Origin of the sequence: Massilioclostridium coli, from assembly GCF_900095865.1 — a bacterium.
GTDB lineage: Bacteria > Bacillota > Clostridia > Oscillospirales > Ruminococcaceae > Massilioclostridium > Massilioclostridium facile.
On record NZ_FMIZ01000006.1, the window covers coordinates 690,130 to 713,075 of the forward strand.

The 22,946-nt window shown below is 38.4% G+C and carries 17 protein-coding genes and 1 other annotated feature; of the genes, 15 read left to right on the forward strand and 2 right to left on the reverse strand.

What is annotated here, in order from left to right:
• Positions 1-9: 9 nt before the first annotated feature.
• The 6 genes from BQ2683_RS05225 (at position 10) to serS (ending at position 8,247) form a co-directional block, all read left to right on the forward strand.
• The gene (locus tag BQ2683_RS05225; RefSeq protein ID WP_235843886.1) at positions 10-870 is read left to right on the forward strand and encodes a ParB/RepB/Spo0J family partition protein; all 861 of its coding nucleotides are present in this window, start codon (positions 10-12) and stop codon (positions 868-870) included.
• 504 nt (positions 871-1,374) lie between these two features.
• Positions 1,375-3,747, forward strand: a complete 2,373-nt coding sequence (locus BQ2683_RS05230; RefSeq protein WP_069987810.1) for an immunoglobulin-like domain-containing protein — start codon at positions 1,375-1,377, stop codon at positions 3,745-3,747.
• Between the two features lie 25 nt (positions 3,748-3,772).
• Positions 3,773-4,939, forward strand: coding sequence for a YibE/F family protein (locus BQ2683_RS05235; protein ID WP_159427356.1), 1,167 nt, complete (start codon positions 3,773-3,775; stop codon positions 4,937-4,939).
• 363 nt (positions 4,940-5,302) lie between these two features.
• Complete coding sequence (locus BQ2683_RS05240; RefSeq protein ID WP_069987819.1) at positions 5,303-6,082, forward strand: ParA family protein; 780 nt, start codon at positions 5,303-5,305, stop codon at positions 6,080-6,082.
• 3 nt (positions 6,083-6,085) lie between these two features.
• Positions 6,086-6,934, forward strand: coding sequence for a ParB/RepB/Spo0J family partition protein (locus BQ2683_RS05245; RefSeq protein WP_069987822.1), 849 nt, complete (start codon positions 6,086-6,088; stop codon positions 6,932-6,934).
• Between the two features lie 32 nt (positions 6,935-6,966).
• The gene (gene serS, locus BQ2683_RS05250) at positions 6,967-8,247 is read left to right on the forward strand and encodes a serine--tRNA ligase (protein WP_069987824.1); all 1,281 of its coding nucleotides are present in this window, start codon (positions 6,967-6,969) and stop codon (positions 8,245-8,247) included.
• 318 nt (positions 8,248-8,565) lie between these two features.
• Here the strand turns inward: serS and BQ2683_RS05255 are convergent, their stop codons facing one another.
• Positions 8,566-10,416, reverse strand: a complete 1,851-nt coding sequence (locus BQ2683_RS05255; protein ID WP_069987827.1) for a glycoside hydrolase family 13 protein — start codon at positions 10,414-10,416, stop codon at positions 8,566-8,568.
• An 82-nt stretch (positions 10,417-10,498) separates the two neighbouring features.
• Positions 10,499-12,892, reverse strand: coding sequence for a glycogen/starch/alpha-glucan phosphorylase (locus BQ2683_RS05260; protein WP_069987829.1), 2,394 nt, complete (start codon positions 12,890-12,892; stop codon positions 10,499-10,501).
• Between the two features lie 355 nt (positions 12,893-13,247).
• Here BQ2683_RS05260 and BQ2683_RS05265 point away from each other — a divergent pair, with 355 nt between their 5' ends.
• The 9 genes from BQ2683_RS05265 to BQ2683_RS05305 all read left to right on the forward strand — a co-directional run bounded on the left by BQ2683_RS05265 (position 13,248) and on the right by BQ2683_RS05305 (position 22,524).
• Entirely contained in the window at positions 13,248-13,640 is a 393-nt protein-coding gene (locus BQ2683_RS05265) for a cell division protein ZapA (RefSeq protein WP_069987831.1), read from the forward strand.
• Positions 13,612-15,678 carry a U32 family peptidase gene (locus BQ2683_RS05270; RefSeq protein ID WP_083256385.1) on the forward strand — a complete coding sequence of 689 codons (2,067 nt, stop codon included), beginning with the start codon at positions 13,612-13,614 and terminating at the stop codon, positions 15,676-15,678. Before BQ2683_RS05265 ends, BQ2683_RS05270 begins: the two co-directional genes overlap by 29 nt.
• Positions 15,679-15,729: 51 nt before the next feature.
• Entirely contained in the window at positions 15,730-16,287 is a 558-nt protein-coding gene (locus BQ2683_RS05275) for a Maf family protein (protein WP_069987835.1), read from the forward strand.
• Positions 16,288-16,418: 131 nt separating this feature from the next.
• Positions 16,419-17,435 (forward strand): rod shape-determining protein, encoded by a 1,017-nt coding sequence (locus BQ2683_RS05280; protein ID WP_069987838.1) that lies wholly within the window; start codon positions 16,419-16,421, stop codon positions 17,433-17,435.
• Positions 17,436-17,568: 133 nt separating this feature from the next.
• On the forward strand, positions 17,569-18,459 hold the full coding sequence (gene mreC, locus BQ2683_RS05285; RefSeq protein ID WP_069987851.1) for a rod shape-determining protein MreC: 891 nt from the start codon (positions 17,569-17,571) through the stop codon (positions 18,457-18,459).
• A 2-nt stretch (positions 18,460-18,461) separates the two neighbouring features.
• Positions 18,462-18,992: a rod shape-determining protein MreD gene (gene mreD / locus BQ2683_RS05290; protein WP_069987855.1), complete on the forward strand. Its 531-nt coding sequence runs from the start codon at positions 18,462-18,464 to the stop codon at positions 18,990-18,992.
• Between the two features lie 18 nt (positions 18,993-19,010).
• The gene (locus BQ2683_RS05295) at positions 19,011-21,056 is read left to right on the forward strand and encodes a peptidoglycan D,D-transpeptidase FtsI family protein (protein ID WP_069987857.1); all 2,046 of its coding nucleotides are present in this window, start codon (positions 19,011-19,013) and stop codon (positions 21,054-21,056) included.
• 299 nt (positions 21,057-21,355) lie between these two features.
• Positions 21,356-22,084 (forward strand): nucleotide-binding protein, encoded by a 729-nt coding sequence (locus BQ2683_RS05300; RefSeq protein WP_069987858.1) that lies wholly within the window; start codon positions 21,356-21,358, stop codon positions 22,082-22,084.
• A 38-nt stretch (positions 22,085-22,122) separates the two neighbouring features.
• Complete coding sequence (locus tag BQ2683_RS05305) at positions 22,123-22,524, forward strand: methylglyoxal synthase (protein WP_069987861.1); 402 nt, start codon at positions 22,123-22,125, stop codon at positions 22,522-22,524.
• A gap of 13 nt (positions 22,525-22,537) precedes the next feature.
• Positions 22,538-22,765, forward strand: a binding site (T-box leader).
• The last annotated feature ends 181 nt before the right edge of the window (positions 22,766-22,946 follow it).

Sequence of the window (22,946 nt, forward strand, 5' to 3'; positions counted from 1 at the left end):
AAATCATCTTTGTGGTATAGTAGTATTGGACATGGCAGTGGACAAGCTGATGGCACAGAGGTGATTTTTTTGGGCATCTTTTCAAAGACAAAAGTAGTAAACCGGGTTGTTTTACTGGATGTGGAACAGATTAAGCCGAACCCTGCACAGCCCAGGGCAATTTTTGTGGAACAGGAATTGCAGGCTTTAGCGGAGAGCATCCGGGAAAATGGGATATTACAACCCCTTACTGTGCGCACAAATGCCAACGGAGAATATGAGCTAATTGCAGGGGAACGTCGGCTCCGTGCGGCAAAACTGGCAAATTTAAAAGAAGTACCCTGCATTGTGATGGAAAGTACGGATAAACAATCTGCAGTATACGCTTTAATCGAAAATATCCAACGCCAAAATTTAAATTATTTTGAGGAGGCGGCTGCAATTTCCAATTTAATTGTGGAGTGGAATGTTACACAGGAAGAAGCATCCAAACGACTGGGAAAGGCGCAATCTACAGTGGCAAATAAAATCCGTTTGCTGCGGTTTCACCCAGAGCAGCAACAAAAAATTTTAGATGCCGGATTGACAGAACGCCATGCGAGGGCTTTATTAAAGCTGGAGGACCCCATGTTGGTGGATAAAGCCATTTATTATATTTCAGCAAGGCACTTAAATGTCCAACAATCCGAAAAATACATACAAGATTTATTACAGGAGACGAAAAAACCACACCGTAATTATATTCCGGTGATTAAAGATGTACGGTTGTTTTTAAATACTATCAATAAAGCGATTGAAACCATGCAAAAAGCAGGTGTCCCGGCGACGACAGAAAAAAGGGAGCAATCGGATTGTATTGAGTATATTGTGAAAATTCCACTTTCCAAATGAAAAATCCCCCATAAAATAATACTGTAACAATTATTTTAGCAGGAAAGCGGTACAGCTTCGGAGGCTGTGCCGCTTTTCTGTTTTTTGTTTTAGAATAGCAAAATCTTTTGAGAAACAAAAAATATGTTGTTTTTTATAAACTCAAATATAATAAATAATTACAGACTATTGGAAGGAAAGGTATTTGTATGAATTACTAGTTGAGTGGGTATCATTTTCTGTTATTCATGGTACTAGATAAAATACTATATGTAGAAAATAATATGTAGAAAATAAATTGTTTATACAATTAATTGTTAAAAACTAAAAGAAAACCATTTATATAGAAAAAATAAAAATATAAAAAAGAATTTTTTAGGTTCACATTATTTAAATTTTTAATTTTAATTCTTCAAATGACATTATTTAACCCAGATTTAACCTGTTGATAAACAGATGCTAATCTTTCCCTAGTAAGATAGACAACGGTAAAAAATTACTATCATTATTCATCAGGAGGCTATTATGAAAAAAATAGTAAACGCAAAAAGAATTGTTAGCCTGGTTCTTGTGTTGCTATTGTTGTTTGCCTTCCAGCAAGTAGCAGTATTTGCTGTAGGGAATAATCAACAAGCAAAAACAGAAGCAACACCTGTAATCACAACAAAAACAACCAGTTGGAATTATCTTGATAACAATACAAAACCAGAAGATAATTGGAAAACAGATTCCAATTACGACACCACACAATGGAAAACAGCAACTGGTAGTTTTGGTGCTAAAGATGGAAAATTGGAAGAACTCAGTGGCGGATATCTACCAAATACTTTATTGCAACAGTATATTGATGGTAAAAATGAACCAGATATTCCTGTTTATTATTTTAGGACAACCTTTGATGCAACCAACCTTGCGGATATTCAAAAAATTACAGGATCTGTTTTATATGACGATGCCATTGTTGTTTATGTAAATGGACAGAAAATCGCTGGATTTGATGATGAATCTTTCGATGAAAATGGTTATGGTGGTTCTAATGCCAGTGCACCAAAAGCTGGAAAAATCAATTTTGAAAATATAGAATCCTTACAGTTAAAAGAAACAGGAAATGTACTTGCTGTAGAATTGCATCAAGGACGTCCAAGTAGTTCTGACCTGTATTTTGATTTTCAAGAACTTGTTTTAGATACCAAAGGTAATCAGCCTGAAATCAAAGATATTTCTTTAAATATTGGGGAAGATGAAACACAAAAAAATATTACTTGGTATGGCACTTCTACTCAGGCAACACAAGTACAATTTGTAGTAAAACCAGAAGGTTGGACAGAACAAGCTGGTTTTCCAGCCGAAAATGTTATTTCTGTTCCAGCGGTACAATCCTCTACCAGCATGCAAGGTTTCCAAAATAATAAGGCGACCATGTATGATTTAAAAGAAAACACAACTTATCTTTATCGTGTAGGAAATGATGAAAAATGGTCGGAAACCTACTCCTTTACTACTGCGGCATTTGGTGAAAATGCATCTTTTAACTTCCTATTTGCTGGCGACCCACAAATTGGGGCTTCTAATACAGCAAGTGATACCGAAGGATGGGTTAATACAATGAACCGCTCCTTGCAACAGTTCCCAGAAACTAGCTTTTTATTGAGTGCTGGTGACCAAATTAATGATAAAAATTCTGAGGAAGAAGACCAATACGTTGGTTTCCTTACCCCTGACGCAATGCGTTCTTTATCCTTGGCAACCAATGTAGGTAACCATGATAGCGGTAGCCAAAAATATACCGAGCATTTTAATATGCCAAATGTGGATAGTTTAGGTCAATCAAACAATACTGGTGATGGCAGTGGGGATTATTGGTTTACCTATAACAATGTTTTGTTCCTATCTTTAAACTCTAACAATGTTCAAACTGCTGAACATAAAGCATTTATGGAAAAAGTATTAAAAGAACATGGATCAGAAGCAAGATGGACAGTAGTTTCGTTCCATCATTCCATTTACAGTGTGGCGAACCACTACACCGACAAAGATATCCAGCAAAGAAGGGCAGAGTTAGCGCCAATTTTTTCTGAATTGGGAATTGATGTTGTATTAATGGGACATGACCATTATTATACCAGAACTTATATGATGGAGGGTGGAAATCCGGTTGTTCCGGAAGGAAATGATGTTTCCAAAGGGGAACAAGCTCCAACCAGTGTAACCGATCCAGAAGAAGGTCAGGTTTTATATATAACTGCAAACTCCGCATCCGGTAGTAAATATTATAGTAGAAACAGCGAATTAGCTTCTGGTATGCCAGATTATGTAGCAGTTCAAGATCAAAGTAACCGCGAAAATATTACCAATGTAGAGGTCACAGACAATTCCTTTACTGTTACTACCTATTATACAGATACAGATCAATTAACTCCGGTAGATACTTTCACAATTTACAAAACATCCCAAACACAAAATCCAACCATTCATTTACCAGAAGTAACAACAGGAGATCAGGAAATTATTCAACAAGGAAGCCATTTTGACCCAATGGATGGGGTATCTGCTACTGACGCGAATAGCAATGATATTACAAATCTCATTCAAGTGGAAGGTAAAGTGGATACACAAACTCCAGGCAGTTATACTTTAACTTATAGTGTTACAGATGAAAATGGCAATAGCACTTCTGTAGAACGTCACATTGTTGTTGTAAAATCTTCCAGTGAATCTGGTGACAATCAATCTAATGGCAATTCCAGTTCTACAAATTCTCAAAATACATCTTCCACTCAGAATTCTACAAAACCAGTTCATACAGGGGATTACATCTTGTTCTTCCCAGCAATATTAGCAGCAGTAGGTGCTACAATTGGTGGAACTATTTTGATGAAAAGAAAATTAAAAAAATAAAAATTAAGATAGGATATTGATGTTTATGAAAACCAATCATAAAAAACGATTGGAAGAACTGATATTGATTATCGTAATGGCAGGGATTCTGGTAGCAGTATTTTGCTATCAGAATCTTTCTGCAATATCGTATCAAATGTATACCAGTGATTCCATTACCTATGAAAAGGGAAAAGTAGACCAGATAATAGAAGAAGATTTACAGTTGGAAGAAGGGGAAACAGATCGGTATCGTGGGGAACAAACACTACTAGTTACTTTAAAAACTGGGGAGCAAAAAGGATTACAAATTGTTATCCATAATGAATTGACAGCAACCCATAACATTAAAGCTACTGAAGGTACCAACATTATTGTAAAATCAGATACACCAGAGGGGATAGAACCTCATTATTCTGTCTTTAACTATGATAGGAGTATGGGTATCTATTGTATTATTGGTATTTTCGCTGTTTTAATGATACTTGTTGGAGGCCTAAAAGGATTAAAAAGTTTGATTGGGCTTTTATTTACTCTCTTGTTTATTCTATTATTCCTTTTGCCGATGATATATCAGGGGTATTCTCCAATTGGTATGGCAATTTTAACTGTATTAGTAACAACTGTTTTTTCAATGTTGCTATTGAATGGCTTTCAAGCAAAAACCTGGACAGCAATTGTATCTGTTATGGGGGGAGTGCTAATTGCAGCGATTGCTTATTATTTATTTTCTAATGTTCTACATTTAACTGGATATAATTTGGAGCAGGCAGAAGAATTAATTATTATCCATCAAAATACAGGGTTACAAGTAAACCAATTGTTGTTTGTGGGAATTTTAATTGCCTCTTTAGGCGCTACTATGGATATGTCTATGTCAATCGCATCTTCCTTATATGAAATGAAACGAATTCATCCACAATTAACTGGAAAACAGATTTTTGTTTCTGGTATGAAAATTGGAAGCGATATGATTGGAACGATGTGTGAGACTTTAATTTTAGCGTTTGTAGGAAGTGCGGTAACCGCATTGCTTGTTTTGATTTCTTATGGAACGCAGTTGCAACAGTTGTTGAGTTCGGATTATATTGCAATAGAATTATTGCACAGTATAACAGGAAGTGTAGCTGTTATATTAGTAGTACCAATTACGGCAATTTTGACAGCGCTGTTTACAACAAAGTTAAACTGGAAACAAAGGAGCAAACAATAATCTTAAAAAAAGAAAAAGCAGTAATTCTAATACTGCTTTTTCTTTTTGTTTCACGTGAAACAAATACATGATATGGATGAAAATTGATTATGTTCCACGTGGAACATAATCGTAATAAGTAAATAATGTTTCACGTGAAACATTTTATCAGTTTTTCTTGTCAAATTACTTTTCTTTGTATTTTGTTTGTGATATAATAAAAAATAGAATTAGATTTTAAATGCAAATTGAATAATTTGCAAAAACCAGAACCATTTTATATTGTATGTAGGCAGTACAACACAACAGAAAATGGTAGTAAAAGCACTCAACTTAACATATTTACATACAACACTGTTGTTTATCTATTTTTGGAGTGATCAAATGGGAAAGATTATTGCAATCGTAAACCAAAAAGGTGGAGTAGGAAAGACTACTACTACTGTAAATTTGGCAGCTTCTATGGGCTGCCGCAATAAGAAAGTATTATTAATTGATATTGACCCGCAGGGAAATGCAACTAGTGGATGTGGAATCAATAAAAAAGATAATGACCTTACTTCCTATGATTTATTGTTGGGGGAGATTCCGGCAGAACAAATTATTCAACATACTAAATTTAAAAATTTAGATATTATTCCCGCAGGCATGGAATTGGCTGGAGCGGAAATTGAAATGGTTAATCTAGAAGAAAGGACATTTCTATTAAAAAAATCTTTAGCAACTATTAAACCTAATTATGATTTTATCTTGTTTGACTGTCCTCCTTCATTGGGATTAATTACTCTAAACGCATTAACAGCTTGTGATACCTTGTTGGTGCCAATCCAGTGTGAATACTATGCTTTGGAAGGCCTTTCCCAATTGCTAGGGACGGTGCGGCAAGTAAAAAAAATGTATAATCCATTGATTGATATCGAGGGCGTTTTGCTAACCATGTTTGATGGAAGATTAAATTTGACGATGCAGGTTGTAGCTGAAATTAAAAAATTCTTCCCGAAAAAGGTATATAAAACAGTTATTCCTCGAACAGTCCGACTTTCTGAAGCACCGAGCTTTGGAGAACCTGCGGTTTATTATGATAAAAACTCTAAAGGTGCGAAAGCTTACGATGAATTAGCAAAAGAAATTATTAAAATCAATAAAAAAAGAAAGGAGAGTTGATGCATGGCAAGGAAAAAAGGGCTTGGAAAAGGTTTGGACGCCCTATTTCAGGATAATGGCACACCGAGTGATGAAGTAACAACCATACGGTTATCAGAAATTGAGCCAAATCGAAACCAACCAAGAAAAGATTTTGACGAAGCAGCTTTGGCTTCCTTGGCAGATTCCATACGGCAACATGGTTTAATTCAGCCGTTAATTGTGCGTCCTATGGCAAATGGAAGTTACCAAATTATTGCAGGAGAACGGCGCTGGAGAGCTAGTAGAATGCTGGGGTTGGCAGAAGTACCAGTTGTGATTCGTGAAATGGATGACCAGCAAGTTATGGAAGTAGCCCTGATTGAAAATTTACAGAGGGAAGATCTGAATCCAATCGAAGAAGCAATGGGATATCGTCAACTCATAGAAGAATATCATTTTACACAAGATCAAGTGGCGAACAGTGTAGGGAAATCCCGCCCCGCAATCGCTAATTCCCTGCGTTTACTTAATTTACCCGAGGAAGTTATTGCTTTATTGCAACAAGGTGATTTGAGTTTTGGACAAGGTAAAGCCATTTTAGCGTTTGAAGACCCAGAAAAAATGGTGGAAATCGCAAAATTAACTGTAAAAAAAGGATTAACGGTCCGGCAATTAGAAGCAATGGCAAAAAAAGAACAGCAGCAGCCAAAACAAAAAGCAATAAAAATTCGTGACAGCTATTTTGATGAAGTGGAAATTGCCTTGAGCAATGAGCTGAGCCGGAAAATCAAAATTGATGTCAATAAACAAGACCATGGAACTCTACATATTGATTTTTATAGCAAAGAAGAATTAAAAGAACTTGCAAAAAAGCTTGCAGAAAATATGTAATGATTACAAAATTAAATTAAAGGAGAAATAGCATGTTAGATATTAAATTTTTACGGGCAAATCCGGATGTAGTAAAAGAAAATCTCAAAAAGAAATTTCAGGACCAAAAATTACCTTTGGTAGATGAAGTAATCGAACTAGATCAGCAATACAGGGATGCAAAAACCCGTTGTGACTATTTGAGAAGCCAAAGAAACGCAATTAGCAAACAGATTGGCGGATTTATGGCAAAAGGGGAGAAGGACAAAGCGGAAGAAGCGAAATCTCAAGTAACCGCTATGGCTCAGGAACTAGCTGACTTAGAAGTAAAAGAGGACGAACTCTCCAAACAAATCAGAGAACGTATGCTGGTGATTCCAAATATCATTGACCCATCTGTTCCAATTGGAAAAGATGATAGTGAAAATGTTGAAGTAGAACGGTTTGGTGAACCAGTTGTACCAGATTTTGAAGTGCCATACCATGTAGATATTATGGAAAAACTGAATGGGATTGATTTAGACAGTGCCAGAAAAACCAGTGGAAACGGTTTTTATTATCTGCGTGGTGATATTGCTCGTTTGCATTCTGCTATTTTATCCTACGCCCGTGATTTCATGATTGACAAAGGGTTTACCTATTATGTACCACCATTTATGATTCGTAGCAATGTTGTGGATGGTGTTATGAGCTTTTCTGAAATGGAAAATATGATGTATAAGATCGAAGGGGAAGACCTGTATTTAATAGGTACCAGTGAACACTCTATGATTGGTAAATTTATTGATACCATGTTGGATGAACAGGATTTGCCTCAGACATTGACTAGCTATTCTCCATGTTTCCGAAAAGAAGTGGGGGCACACGGCATCGAAGAACGTGGAGTTTATCGAATCCATCAATTTGAAAAACAAGAAATGATTGTGGTTTGCAAGCCAGAAGAAAGCCCAGCTTGGTTTGAAAAATTATACTCTTATACCGTAGAATTTTTCCGTTCTTTGGATATCCCAGTTCGCACTTTAGAGTGCTGCTCTGGTGATTTGGCGGATTTGAAAGTAAAGAGCATTGACGTAGAAGCATGGTCCCCACGCCAACAGAAATACTTTGAAGTGGGCAGTTGTTCCAACTTAGGGGATGCACAAGCAAGGCGTTTAGGTATTCGAGTAAAAAATAAAGAAAAAGGCAATTACTTACCACATACATTAAATAATACAGTTGTTGCACCACCACGTATGCTGATTGCGTTTTTGGAAAACAACTTGAATGCAGATGGAAGCATTCATATCCCAGAACCACTGCGTATGTATATGGGTGAAAAAGATAAAATCCAGTAATATAACGAATTGTATATATTTTTATTAATATAACAAAATCCCATCTGATTCAGATGGGATTTTTTGTGTTTATTTTTATCATACTCTTAGTGGAACAATTAGCTACTATTGTTTGTAAAACAAATTGTGTTATTAAAAGAGATATTTATATTGAAATAGATTTTGTCATATCCATTATCATTTTATTTTTATACAAAATAAAATGCAATAATATTTTAGAATAACACAAAAAATAATTGCAAGAAATCGACCTATTACTTTAAAAATAGATATTAGAAAATATTATTAAATTACAAATAGTATATATTAAAAAATAAATTACTTTTCGAATAAGATATAATCAAACGGTGGAATCGTATAGGATTGTTTTTTTAATACAATTTTTTGGTTAATACGATAACCACGGTAAGCTAGTTCAATTACTTGATTACAATTGGTATAATTTAATGCCAATATACAAGAACCATCAGATCCATCCCGTTTTAAAATTATAATACCTTCTGGAGAAGGTAAAAAGGTTAAGCTTCCATCCTTTAATCCAGGGCAGGTTTTACGTAAGGTTCCAAGACGTTGGCAATAAGAAATTAAAGCTTTATTTTCCTGTCCCCATGGATAACATCCTCGGTTAAAAGGGTCTTTATATCCCTGTAAACCAGCCTCATCCCCATAATATAAGCATGGGATACCCGGCAGGAAATATTGTAGCGTCATAGCCACTTTTAGTTTATTGATACCATCCCGGTATTGTGAGATGGTGAGCTGATGATGGGACTGCCATTCACGCCCTTTTCCACAGCAGCTTTCCCCTGCAATTACCGTAATCGCCCGTTCTGTATCATGGGTGGAAATAGAATTCATGGCAGTATGCAAACACTGAGGAGGATAATTTTCAACAATTATTGAAATTTTGTTGAAAAAACTTTGCTTATCTTGGTCTTTCACAAAATCTAAAATTGCATTTTTAAAAGGATAGTTCATTACGCTATCTAGTTCTTTTCCCTGGAAATACTTCCGACGGATGCCATACGCGATTTTATTGGAAGCGTCTTCCCATACCTCTCCAATGAGCAGGTTTTCTTCTCCTTCTGCTTTTACCGCTTCCCGTACTTTTTGGATAAATTCATCCGGCAATTCATCTGCCACATCTAGACGGAACCCAGATGCCCCCAAACGGAGCCAATGACGTAGGACGCCATTTTTACCACAAATAAATTCGATGTAATCTGGGTCATGTTTATTTAACTCTGGCAATGTGGAGAATCCCCACCAGGATTGGTAAACATCTGGGTATTTAATAAAGTGGAACCATTTAAAATAAGGGCTGTTCATGCTATTAAATGCTCCTAAGGTATCATAACGGTTTTCTTTATTAAAATAGATACTATCGCTCCCTGTATGGCTAAACACACCATCTAAAATAATTTTAATCCCATGTTTTTTCGCCTCTGCGCATAGATGGGAAAAATCTTGTTCCGTTCCCAATAAGGGGTCAATTTTTAAATAATTAGCCGTATTATACCGATGGTTAGAATGGGCTTCAAAAATGGGGTTCAAATAAAGGATTGTAACCCCCAGGCTTTCTAAATAATTTAATTTTTGTTCAATTCCCTTTAAATCACCACAAAAATAATCATTATTTAAAATTTCCCCCTGTTCATTGGGAAGAAAGTAGGGCATGCCACCCCAATCAGAGCGGAGGATTCGGTCATCAGGAGCATTTTCAATATTTTCTCCACTAGAATAAAAACGGTCAGGAAAAATCTGATAAAATAAACCGCCTTTTACTTCATCCGGGGTTTGAAACCCTTTTTGATAAACAGTAATCTGATAATCAGAGCCTTGCCCAGATTGAGACAGATAGCCTTTTCCAGTTTCACCACGTTTTACCCAATAGTTTTCCTGTCCCCGATTGATATGGAAATAATAAAAGAATACACCTGGTTGGTCAAAGGTAAAACAAGTATGATAAAAAATCAAGTTGTTTTTTGTTTGTTGGTATTCAAGAGGAATCCTGCGTTCCATGCCATCATCGTATAATACCAGTGTAGCAGTGGCATACACCAAATCCAATGGAATATGAATCGTAAAATCTACTGTAGTACCAGTGGATACTGCTCCAAATGGATTGCGGTAAGCGGGGTCCATACTATTAAAAATACAATCTTCCAATGGGAGTCACCTCGATTTGATAGAATGAGAAAACAACCTGCATCCGAAGGATACAGGCTGTCGATATTGTTATCATTTGTTGCTATTCCAATTCCCAGATGCCGGTTGCATAATCTTTTACTGAGCGGTCAGCTGAGAAGTAGCCTGCGTTCGCAATATTCATTGCAGCCATAGTATACCATACATCAGGTTTTTGGTATAATTCACTGATTTTTGCCTGCGCTTTGCGGTAGGAGTCAAAGTCAGCCAAAACCATATAAGGGTCATTCCATTTTAAGGAGTTCGCAATATCAGGGAAGGTGGAACCAGCTACGCCACTTTCAATAAAGTCAATCGCACGTTTGATATCCGGGTTGTTGTTGTAATACTCAATTGGAGCATAACCCATTTCTTTGGTTGTTTCTACCTGTTCCGCATCCATACCGAAGATAACGATATTGTCGTTGCCAACTCGTTCACAGATTTCTACATTCGCCCCATCCATTGTCCCTAGGGTAACAGCGCCGTTTAACATAAATTTCATGTTACCAGTTCCGCTTGCTTCTGTACCGGCGAGGGAAATTTGTTCGCTCACTTCACTGGCAGGCATAATATATTCGGATAAAGTAACGCTGTAGTTTTCCAGATAAACCACACTCAACTTTTTGCTGATCACAGGGTCCTTTTTAATCTCCTCCGCTAGGCAGCAAAGCAGTTTAATAATCTGTTTTGCCATATAGTAACCTGGAGCTGCTTTCGCGCCAAAAATATAAGTTTTTGGGACAAAATCAGCGTTTGGATTCTCTTTCAGATAGAGGTAGTCGGTAATAATATTTAAGGCGTTCAGGTGTTGGCGTTTGTATTCGTGCATTCGTTTTACTTGTACATCAAACATAGAATTTACATTCATTTCAATGCCCTGTGTCTTTTTCATATAGGACGCCAACGCTTTTTTTGCAGAGAGTTTTGCTTCTGCCAACTGTTTATGCACTTTTTTATCGGTTGCGTATTTTTCAAATTTTTTCAGTTGGGAAGCATCCTGTAAGAATCCATCCCCAATGGTGGATTTTAACAGATTGGTCAGCCATGGATTGGATTGCAACAGCCATCTGCGATATGCGATACCGTTGGTGACATTGGTAAATTTAGCGGGATACAAATCGTAAAATTCGTGGAATACATTTTGTTTGATGATTTCACTGTGCAGTTTGGAAACCCCATTTACCTTGTTAGAAGCGTATACGCAAAGGTTTGCCATACGTACTTGATGGTTTGAAACAATTGCCATCCGTTCAATCCGCATGGTGTCCCAAGCAAACTGCTGATTCATCTCTTCCACAAATCGGCGGTTAATTTCTGCGACAATCTGGTAAATGCGTGGAAGGATTTCTTTAAAAATATCTTCATTCCATACTTCCAAGGCTTCTTTCATCACAGTATGGTTGGTATAATTAAAGGTTTTGGTAACAATCTTCCAGGCGTGATCCCAACCATAACCACATTCATCTAATAAAATCCGCATCAACTCAGGAATTGCCAAGGTTGGATGGGTGTCATTGATATGGATGGTGTTCTTTTCCGCAAAGTTATCCAAAGTACCGTATTCCCGCATGTGGCGGTTAGTAATATCTGCTACCGAAGCGGCACACAGGAAATACTGTTGGCGTAAGCGGAGCATTTTTCCCTGAGTGTGGTTGTCATTTGGATACAGGACTTTAGAAATTGCCTCAGCGGTCATACTTTGGCTTAAGGCATGGGTGTAATCTCCACGGTTAAAGGATTCCATATCAAAAGCAGGGCTTTCCGCTTTCCATAAGCGAAGGATTGCTACAGCTGGGCTGTTGTAACCGGATACATACATATCATATGGTACTGCTTTTACGGTGGTATAATTTTTATGACTAGTAAAGTGGTAGCCATTGTCCCAGAATTCATCAATATAACCGCCAAAATGAACATCTACAGCTAGTTCTGGTTTGGCGTGAAGCCATACCCGTCCCCCTGGAAGCCAGTTGTCCGGGAGTTCTGTCTGCCATCCATCCACGATTTTTTGTTGGAAAATACCAAATTCGTATAGGATGGAATAACCATAGGCGTTGTACCCTTGGGTGGCAAAGCCATCCAAATAACATGCCGCCAATCTTCCCAGACCACCATTCCCTAAACCTGCATCTGGTTCACATTCATAAAGGTCGGTTAGATTAACATCATAGTCTTTCATAATCTTTTCAAACTGGTCTACTAAACCAAGGTTATATAAGCTATTTTTTAGGGAACGCCCCATTAAAAATTCCATACTCAGGTAGTTTACCTGTTTTACTCCTTTAGAAGCAGCTTGTGCCTGAAAGTGTTTTGAGCGTTCTATTAAAATATCATTAACTGTTTTGGCTGCTGCTTTATAAAAAGTCTGGTTGGAGGCAGTATCCGTAGTTTCATGTAACATCGCAATATTTTCTTCAATTTGATTTTTTAAATAATCGGTAGAATAAGTATTCATGCGTGTCCTCCTCATGATTTTATATTAAAAGGTATTCACATAATAATTATTATATCTCTAAATTGCCCAAAAATCAATGAAATTACGGCGGGTTGAAAACAATTTACGTTTGTCATAGAAAAATTTAAAATGTTCATCAGATGTGTAGATTATTTTGAAAAAACCAACAAAATATCTTTTTTTATTTTGTATATTGCTGTATAATAAAATTAACAGAAATCTGTATTTTTCGGAGGTAGTCAGTCAAATTTTTGGATTGTGGCAATAAAATAGAGCGCAGCACTCATAAGTAGGAGTATAAGCCGCAATATACCAGCCTTATACAGATAAAACCATGGGAAAGGAAGTCTCAAAAATGGAATATAATCGTGTGGAAGTGTTTATTGGCGGGAAACGTTATGTATTACGCACCCAGGACGATCCAGAATATATGAAAGAATTGGCAAGGAAGTTGGATAAACGGTTGGAAGACGTGTTCAGTGTAGACCGTTTAATTTCCCTTCCAGATGCGGCAATATTGGTAGCATTGGATATTTTGGATGAGAGGGTAAAATCCAGCTCCAATATTGATAATATCAGAATGCAGATCAAAAACTATGTGGATGAGGCAGCAGAATCCCAGCGCCAGCTGGAATACTGCCAAAGGAAACTGGATGAATACCAGCAAACTATTGAAAAGTTGCAAACAGAATTAGAAATTTATACATTGAGGGATAAAATTGACCAGAATCATACCAAGCCGTTATGAACTCTTAGCTCCCGCAGGCCAGCCGGACTGTGTGAGAGCCGCCTTGAACAATGGTGCCGACAGCATTTATCTGGGGATGAAAGCGTTAAACGCAAGAAGAAACGCGAAAAATTTTGATTATTCCCAATTAAAAGAAACCGTAGAATATTGCCACTTGAATGGGGCAAAAGTATATTTGACGTTAAATACGATAGCGTTTGATGAGGAACGGAAGCAGGTAATTGAAACCCTACAACAAGCCTGTGAATTGGGGTTAGATGCGGTGATTGTACAGGATATTGGCGTTGCCTCCCTAGTAAAACAGGTTGCCCCGGAGTTGAGGCTGCATGGTTCCACCCAAATGAGTATCCATACCCGGAAAGGAGCGGAATTTTTAAAAGAACAGGGCTTTTCCCGTGTGGTATTATCTCGGGAAATGAGCCTGGAAGAAATCCGGAATGTGGCGAAAGCCGGAATTGAATTGGAAGCGTTTGTCCATGGGGCACTGTGTATGTGTGTTTCTGGGCAATGTTATATGAGCGGGATGTTAGGAGGGCGCAGTGCCAACCGTGGCATGTGTGCCCAGCCTTGTCGTCTGCCTTTTTCAGCAGGAGCGCCGGGTAGGTGTGACCTTTCTTTGAAAGATTTGAGTGCAGTGCAACGGATTCCAGAACTGCTGGATGCGGGGGTTTATTCCTTAAAAATTGAAGGCAGAATGAAACGGCCGGAATATGTGGCAGCAGCGGTATCCGCTTGTAAAGCAGTTGTGGATGGAAACCAACCCAATATGGAAGTGTTACAATCCGTATTTTCTCGCAGTGGGTTTACAGATGGTTATTTAGATCAAAAACTTTCTCCCCAAATGTTTGGTGTGCGGAGCAAAGAAGATGTGACAGCAGCTTCGGCTAAGCTGTTAAAACAACTGGAGAATACCTATCAAAAGCCCACTGCAAGGATTCCAGTTTGGATGAAGTTTCAACTAAAATCAGATTGTCCATCCCAACTTACCCTATGGGATCAAGATGGAAATCAAGCACATGTTTCTGGGGTAGTTCCGGAAACAGCGAAACATGTTGCCCTAACAGAGGAAAAGCTCCAGTCCAGCTTGGGAAAACTGGGTGGGACAGCTTTTTATTTAAAACAGTTTCAGGCAGAGTTGGAGGATGGGTTAAGTTTACCAGTTTCTGTTTTAAACGGGATGCGGCGTGAGGCAGTACAACAACTGGAGCAGAAACGTTCCGCTATCCATCCGAAAACGTTTTTTCCGATAAAAGAGAGCAAAATCCCTCTTACCCCTCCTAAAATCACTAGTCTAAGGGTAGAATTTGAACGGTTCGATCAAATTCCACTGGAATTTATGGATCAATTTGAATGGATTGGTTTAAAATTGGAGGAATTATCCAAGTATATAACTAAACTTGCTCCATGGAAACAAAAGTTAGTTGTAATTCCTCCAAGAGCGATGTTTGGAATAGAGCAACAAGTAATTCAGCAACTGGAAATATTAAAACAGCAAGGGATTGAAGATTTATTGGTACAAAACCTAGCACAGATTCAGATTGGAAAACAACTGGGGTATCGGCTGCATGGCGGGTTTGGTTTGAATATTGCCAATTCCATGAGTATTGCCCAGCTGGAAGAATGGGGGTTCCAGGATTGTGTGGTATCCCCGGAATTGACGGCAAAACAGATGAAAATTTTGAAAAGCAGCCTGCCATGTGGTATCCTTGCTGGAGGATACCTGCCGTTGATGTTGACCAGAAACTGCCCAATTAAGAACCAGAAAACCTGTAGGCAATGTAAACGACAATCCTGGCTGACCGACCGAAAAGGAAAACGGTTCCGGGTAGCGTGTTCGGATGGATATAGTGAAATTTATAACAGCGATTGTTTGTGGATAGCCGACCGAATTGATGATTTTACCAATATCTCGTTTTTTACATTAAAAATTACGCTGGAAACACCGGAGCAGAGTAGGGAAATGGTTCAAAACTTTTTACAAAAACAAAAAATAGAGCTGCCTATTACAAAAGGATTGTATTACCGGGGTGTTTTATAGAAAAAATAAAATGTATTATCATGGATAAACCATAGAAAAGGAAGACATATTATGATTTTAGCTTCAAAATCGCCAAGAAGAAAAGAATTAATTCAAAGAATTTGCAAAGATGTGAAAATTATTCCATCTGGAGTGGACGAAAGCCTGGTGGCACAAAAACCAGTAGAATACTTTGCAGAGCGCTTGGCAAGGGCAAAAGCGGACCAGGTTGCCCAAGAACATCCGGATGAGCTGGTTGTTGGTTGCGATACCGTTGTCATCCTGGATGGGGAAGTGCTGGGAAAACCTGAAAATAAACAACATGCTTTTGAGATGCTAAGTAGGCTTTCGGGGAATACTCATAAAGTAATCACTGGAGTAGCTATGATACAGGGAGATAAAACAGCCAGTTTTTCTGAAATAACCGAAGTGACCTTTTACCAGCTGACCGAGCAGGAAATCAAAGATTATATTGACACCAACGAACCCTTTGATAAAGCCGGCGGATACGGCATCCAAGGCCAGGGATGCCTGTTGGTAAAGAAAATCAATGGGGATTATTATAACGTGGTTGGCCTGCCTGTTTCAAAACTGAGTCGGGAATTAAATCTTTTTGTGAATAGAAAGTGAAATTTTACGAAAAACGTTGAGAAAAAGCCGATTTAGGGTTATAATGAAAAAGTTAAAAGAACTTGTAGTCTATTGCGTTATTTTTGCTATTAAAACGTTCAGTTTTTTTCAATATAGGAGGAGTTTGTAACATGGGAGCATTTTCAAAGGACATTGGTATTGACTTGGGAACCGCGAACACACTGGTATTTATGAAAGGCAAAGGGATTATTATCCGGGAGCCTTCCGTTGTTGCTGTGGATACCAGAACAGACATTGTAAAATTTGTGGGATTAGAAGCAAAACAAGTAATCGGTAGAACCCCTGGTTCCATCACAGCAGTCCGTCCATTAAAAGACGGCGTTATCGCTGATTTTGACATCACCACCAGCATGTTGGAACAATTTATCAAAAAAGCGTTGAACAAAACATTTTTGGCGAAGCCACGTGTTATCATCTGCATCCCATCCGGCGTTACTGCTGTAGAAAGAAGGGCAGTAAAAGAAGCGACAGAACGGGCTGGCGCGAAAAAAGTTGCGATTATTGAAGAACCTATGGCAGCGGCAATTGGTGCGGGCTTGCCAGTAGAAGAACCTACCGGTAATATGGTAGTAGATATTGGCGGTGGTACCAGTGAAGTAGCAGTAATTTCCTTAGGTGGTATTGTAGCTGCAAAATCCGTCCGTGTTGGCGGGGACGCATTTGACAATGCGATTATCCAGTATATTAAAAAGAAATATAATCTGCTAATCGGGGAACGTACAGCAGAAAATATCAAAATGAATATTGGTTCCGCTTTCCCTCTGGAAACAGAAGAAACAATGGAGATCAAAGGTAGAAACTTATTGAACGGTCTGCCAGAAAATATCGAAATTTCTTCTGTGGAAATTCGGGAAGCGCTGGGGGATGCGTTATCCAGTGTGATTGATGCAGTAAAAGTAACATTGGAAAAAACCCCACCAGAGTTGGCTGCGGATATTATTGACCAGGGGATTATGCTAACTGGTGGCGGCGCTTTGCTGAGAGGGCTGGATCGTTTGATTTCCCAAGAAACAGGCATGCCTGTGCATATTGCGGAAAGCCCATTGGACTGCGTAGCGGAAGGTACAGGTAAGGTATTGGAAAACATCGATAAACTGGCTGATGTTTTAACAGAGGACCGTTTTTAATACAACGGGTGGAACTTAACAAATACAATCTGATAAGACTGGGCTTAACATACAGGTTGAGCTCGGTCTTATCCGCTATTAGTGGAATTGACAACAACCGTATGGACATCCAACTTTGGGGGTGTAAAAACCATTGAGAGAATTTTTTAAAAGTGCCATTTTTAAAATATTGTTAGGGGTTATTGCTGTTTTTTTGGCATTTATTTTATATGAGGCCTCAACTGGGAACATATCCTCGCCATCCCAACTGATTGGCGTGATTGCTTCTCCTTTTAAAAGTCTAGCGTCTACCATTTCTAACGGGTTTAGCAGTTTAACTGACCCATTGGTTAATGCGAACGAATACAAAAAAGAAAATGAAGAACTGAAACAGCAAATTACAGATTTGAATGAAAAACTGATTGATTATGAAAAAATTAAAGCAGAAAATGATCAGCTGAAAGAAATTGCGGATATTAAAGAGATAAACCCGGATTATGATTTGGAACCAGCTAATGTAATTTCACGGGATGCTAGCGACCCATTCTGTTCTTTCCAGATCAACAAAGGTTCGTTGAACGGAATTGAAGTGGGGGATGTTGTTATGACATCCCAAGGCTTAGTAGGACAGGTGGATTCAGTTGCGTTGACCTATTCCCATGTCATTACTATATTAAACCCAGAGTTATATATCAGTGCTTATGAGGTAACAACCCAAAGTGCGGGGGTTGTAAATGGGGAGATTTCTTTAGCGGAACAGGGAATGTGCCAGATGCTCCATTTGGATAAAGAAACCAAAATTGAAGAGGGTAGCATTGTTACTACTGCCGGATCCAGCGGGGTGTTCCCAGCAAGTTTACAAATTGGTACTGTTCAGAAAATTTCCGTTCAGGAAAATGGGATTTCCGCTTATGCTGAAATTGAACCAATGGTGGATATTGAAAAAGTAAATGATGTCCTTGTCATCAAAAGCTTTACAGGGCAGGGTGTGTCCACACCGGATGGCACCAATTCTTCTGCCAATACATCGTCTGGGGAGGGCTGAGCATGAAAAAATCCACCCGGTCGGTATTAAAATGGGTGATTTATATTGTAATCCTGTTTTTCCTGTTTATTCTACAGACTACACCAGGGTTTTTAGAGATTATGGGAGTGCGTCCGGTTTTTGTTTTGCCCTATGCTGTGGCGATTGCCATGTTGGAACATGAGCGTTCCGCAGCTGCTATTGGTATTGTGGCAGGATGTTTATGGGATAGTGCAACATCCCGGCTGTTTGGTACTTCTGTCATTATCTTGATGGTTTGTTGTGTCACCATCTCGTTGTTGGTCATGTATTTGGTAAAATCCAATGTAATTAACAATATTTTGTTTTGTTTGGGTACATTGGTAATTTATTTTTTGATTGATTTTGTTTTCGGTTATCTCATTTGGGGTTATTCCCATATGGGTCTATTATTGGTAAGGAATATCCTTCCTACAATTGGATACAGCTTGTTGTTTAGTCCGATTTTCTTCTTAATTATGCAAAAAATCAGAAGAAAAATTTATCCGGTTGCAGAAGAGGATAGCTCTTGGTAAGAAGGGAGGTCAGCCAGTATGGCAACTTCAGAAAAACCAAAAAGAAAAGAGAAAGTGCGTCTGCTTGTATTATCCGCAATATTGATGGTTGCGGTTATTTTTGCTTCTATCAAGCTGATGAATATCCAGGTAGTACATGGGGAAGAAAACGCGGTAAAAGCGGACAGTAATAACTTGATTCGTACCAATGTAGAGGCAGCTCGAGGTGAAATCCTGGATCGTTACGGCAGACCGTTAGTAACCAATTCACTGGTGTTAAACATTCAGTTAAACCGTGGAAGCTTGCCAGAGGGCAAGGAGAACGAGGTTATCCTCCGTTTAACCCAGCTGTTCCAGAAACAGGGTGCAGCCTGGAGGGATGAGTTCCCTATTACAGAACAACCTGTCAATGGAGAATATCAGTTTAAAGATGGGATGGACTCTGAGATTGAAAAACTAAAATCAATGCTCAAAATGCAAGATTACGGTACAGCCCAACAATGTATGGATAATGCCATAGAAAAATTTGAAATTACTGGTTACAACGAACAGGATACTAGAACCATTGTGGCAATCCGTTGTATGATGGAAGTAGAAAATTTTTCTGACCGCAATCCATATACCTTTGCGGAAAATGTGGATAAAACATTTGCTGCACAACTGATTGAAATGCAGAATGAAATCCCAGGTGTAGAAATCAGCGAAACCTATACCAGAGGATATGTAGATGGAACTTTGGCACCTCATATTTTAGGAAACATTGGTCCTATGTTGAAAGAGGACTGGGAAGGGGACGAAGAATCAGGGGTTACCGGATATAAGGATATTGAAGGATATAACATGGATGATGATATTGGTCGTACGGGGATAGAAGCTTTGATGGAATCCGACCTAAAAGGCACTGACGGCGTCATGATTTTGGAAAAAGACGCAGATGGAACCGTTGTGAATCAATACATGGAAGAAGAAGCAAAACCTGGAAATAACGTCGTATTAACCATAGATTCTGTCTTACAGAAACAAATTCAAGACCAATTTTATCAAAGATTATCCCAACACAGTGCAATCACTGGAGGTTCCGTTGTGGTTCTGGATACCAGTGATAACAGTATATTGGCGTCCGTGAGTTATCCAGGCTATGATCTGAATACCATGAGTGAAAATTATGACACCTTAAATGCCGATCCGAAAAAACCAATGCTGAACCGGTCTTTTAAAGAGATTTATCGTCCAGGTTCCACCTATAAAACGGCTATGGCAGTCGCAGGAGTTAGTGAAGGAATTATGACGGGAACTTCTAAGCCGTTTAATTGTACCAAAACAATGTATTTACCTGGTGATACCAGCCGTACACCGTTTAACTGTTTAAGCAGGCATGGCTATTTGAATTTATATGATGCTTTAAAGGTATCTTGTAATATTTATTTTTATAATGTAGGTAAATCATTACAGGAAATCGATGAGCATAAAATTACCGAATATTCCAATGCTTTGGGGCTGGGGACTGACATTGGTCTGGAGCTGAGCAATGCCACTGGTAGGATTACTTCCAAAGAAACCGCAGAAAAATTGGGTATTCCATGGAATGGTATCGGTGACGCGATGCAGAGTGCGATTGGACAGATGGAAACCTATGTTACCCCAGTCCAGATGGCAACCCAGATGGCGACTATCGCAAACAAAGGGATTCGTTATAATACCCATATTATCAAACAAGTGGATAAATTTGATGGTTCTGAAACAGTAAAACAAACAGAAAAACAGATCATGAACCAGCTGGAGGATAAAAATAACGCCTTTGAAGAAACAACCAAAGGGATGGAATCTGTTAGTACCAAGTACCCAGAGATGAATGGAATGAATATTGCCATTAAAACTGGTACTCCTCAAAGAACAAAAACAGTATATGACTCTGCAGCAGTTGCTTTTTATCCAGCAGAACAACCCGAAATTGCGATTGCGGTAGTAATCGAACGGGGTGATGGAATATCTTATGCCAAAGATATGGTGGTACCAGTGATTCAAGCATATGAGGCAAGTAAACAGTCCGCCCAGCAGTGGCAACAGGAACATCAAAATAGTTAATTTAACAAAAATTGGATAATTTGCATGATAATATGGAAAAATCGAATGGATAAATAGTACAAAAAATAGAAAATAATTCTATGTAACCTGTACGAAATTCCGTTTATTGTAATAAAAAACGTTGATTTTCAGAATTCATACATGTTATAATTGAACAGTAATTTAAGTGTTAAAAATTTGCTTTTTGTAACAACAAACAAAAATACATTAAGTTGTGATAAAAATATAGATTTTTATCCTGAAATCATGTAGAATTATAGTAAGATAGCAAAATGGAGAACTAGGCAATAGGAGGAACCATGAGTAAGGTAATCTCAGTGACATCTGGAAAAGGTGGGGTTGGAAAATCCTCCTTTAGCTGCTTGTTAGGTAGAGCATTAGCAGCGAAAGGGAAGGCCACTGTGATTTTAGAGCTGGATTGTGGCCTCCGTGGCTTGGATATCATGTTAGGCGTTTCAGATTCTGTTTATGATTTTAATGATATCCTACATGGCAGGTGTAGTATAAAAGACGCTGTAAACTATGTACCAGATTGTAAAAATCTTTCATTAATCAATGCACCTTCACAATTTGAACGATTCCCTACTAAAGAAGAGGTTTCTGCCATTTGTTCCGCATTAAAAACCAAATATGATTTTGTAATTATTGATACAACAGCGGGCTATGGCTTAACAGATGCATTGGCTACAGTATCTGATACAATTTTACTTTTAGTTACTCCTGACCCAATTTGCGTCCGTGACGCAGCTATTGTAGCAGCTGTATTGCGGAAAAATAAAGCGGCGGAACTTCGACTGATTATTAACAAAGTTTCCAAAGAAGCGTTAAAAAAGGATATGGTACCGGATTTGGATGCGGTGATCGATGGTGTAGGTGTCCAGTTGCTAGGTGTGGTAAAAGACCAGCAGGATATTTGGTACAGTACAGCAAAAGGGCTTCCATTAAGCACTGGCAGTTTATCTGAACGGACGTTTCAAGCAATAGCCAAGCGGTTAACAGGCGAACACACACCGTTGGTAGTACAATAAAGTTTTATCCGATTAATTTAATATAAGGGGAGAGTTATATGAATATCGCGTTAATTGCGCACGACTCCAAAAAAGAACTAATGGTACAGTTTTGTATTGCGTACTGCGGCGTATTAAGCCGGCATAATCTGTGCGCTACTGGCACAACCGGAAAGTTGGTTTCTGAGGCGACAGGTCTAAGCATCCAACGTTTTTTAAGTGGTAAACAAGGGGGAGACCAACAGATTTCTGCCCGTATCGCTTATGATGAAATTGACCTGCTGTTGTTTTTCCGCGATGCTTTAGCAGATAAAACCAGAGAGGTAAACGAAATGGATATGCTCCGCCTTTGTGACGTGCACAACATTCCGTTAGCAACTAATATCGCAACTGCGGAGGTGCTCATCCACGGTTTGGAACGCGGTGATTTAGACTGGAGAAATATTGTAAATCCACAATAAAATTCGATATGATAATAATGCGCTGAAAGGGAAGAGTATACAGCTCCCCAGGAAGCCCAGAGAGAATGGCAGTTGCTGAAAGCCATTTTTCCTGCCCTGTAGAAGACACCCTAGAGCTGTTTTGTGAAAAAAAGCAAAACCGTAATTTCTGCGTTAAAGAAATGGAAGGTGTAGCAAAAAAGCTATTTTTTGTGCTGCATAAATTTGGGTGGCAACACGTGGAATTATCCTCGTCCCTTGGTGGACGGGGATATTATTTTTTATTGCGGTATACCATAAGGACACATGAATCAAATAGTACCGTAATAGAAACTGAATTGTCTTATAAGAATCAAAAAATATTATATATTATTGTAGCTAGTGCTGTTATACCAATGTTCGGTTTCATTCAAAGGAGGTTTACAAATAGAACAAAAATAGTT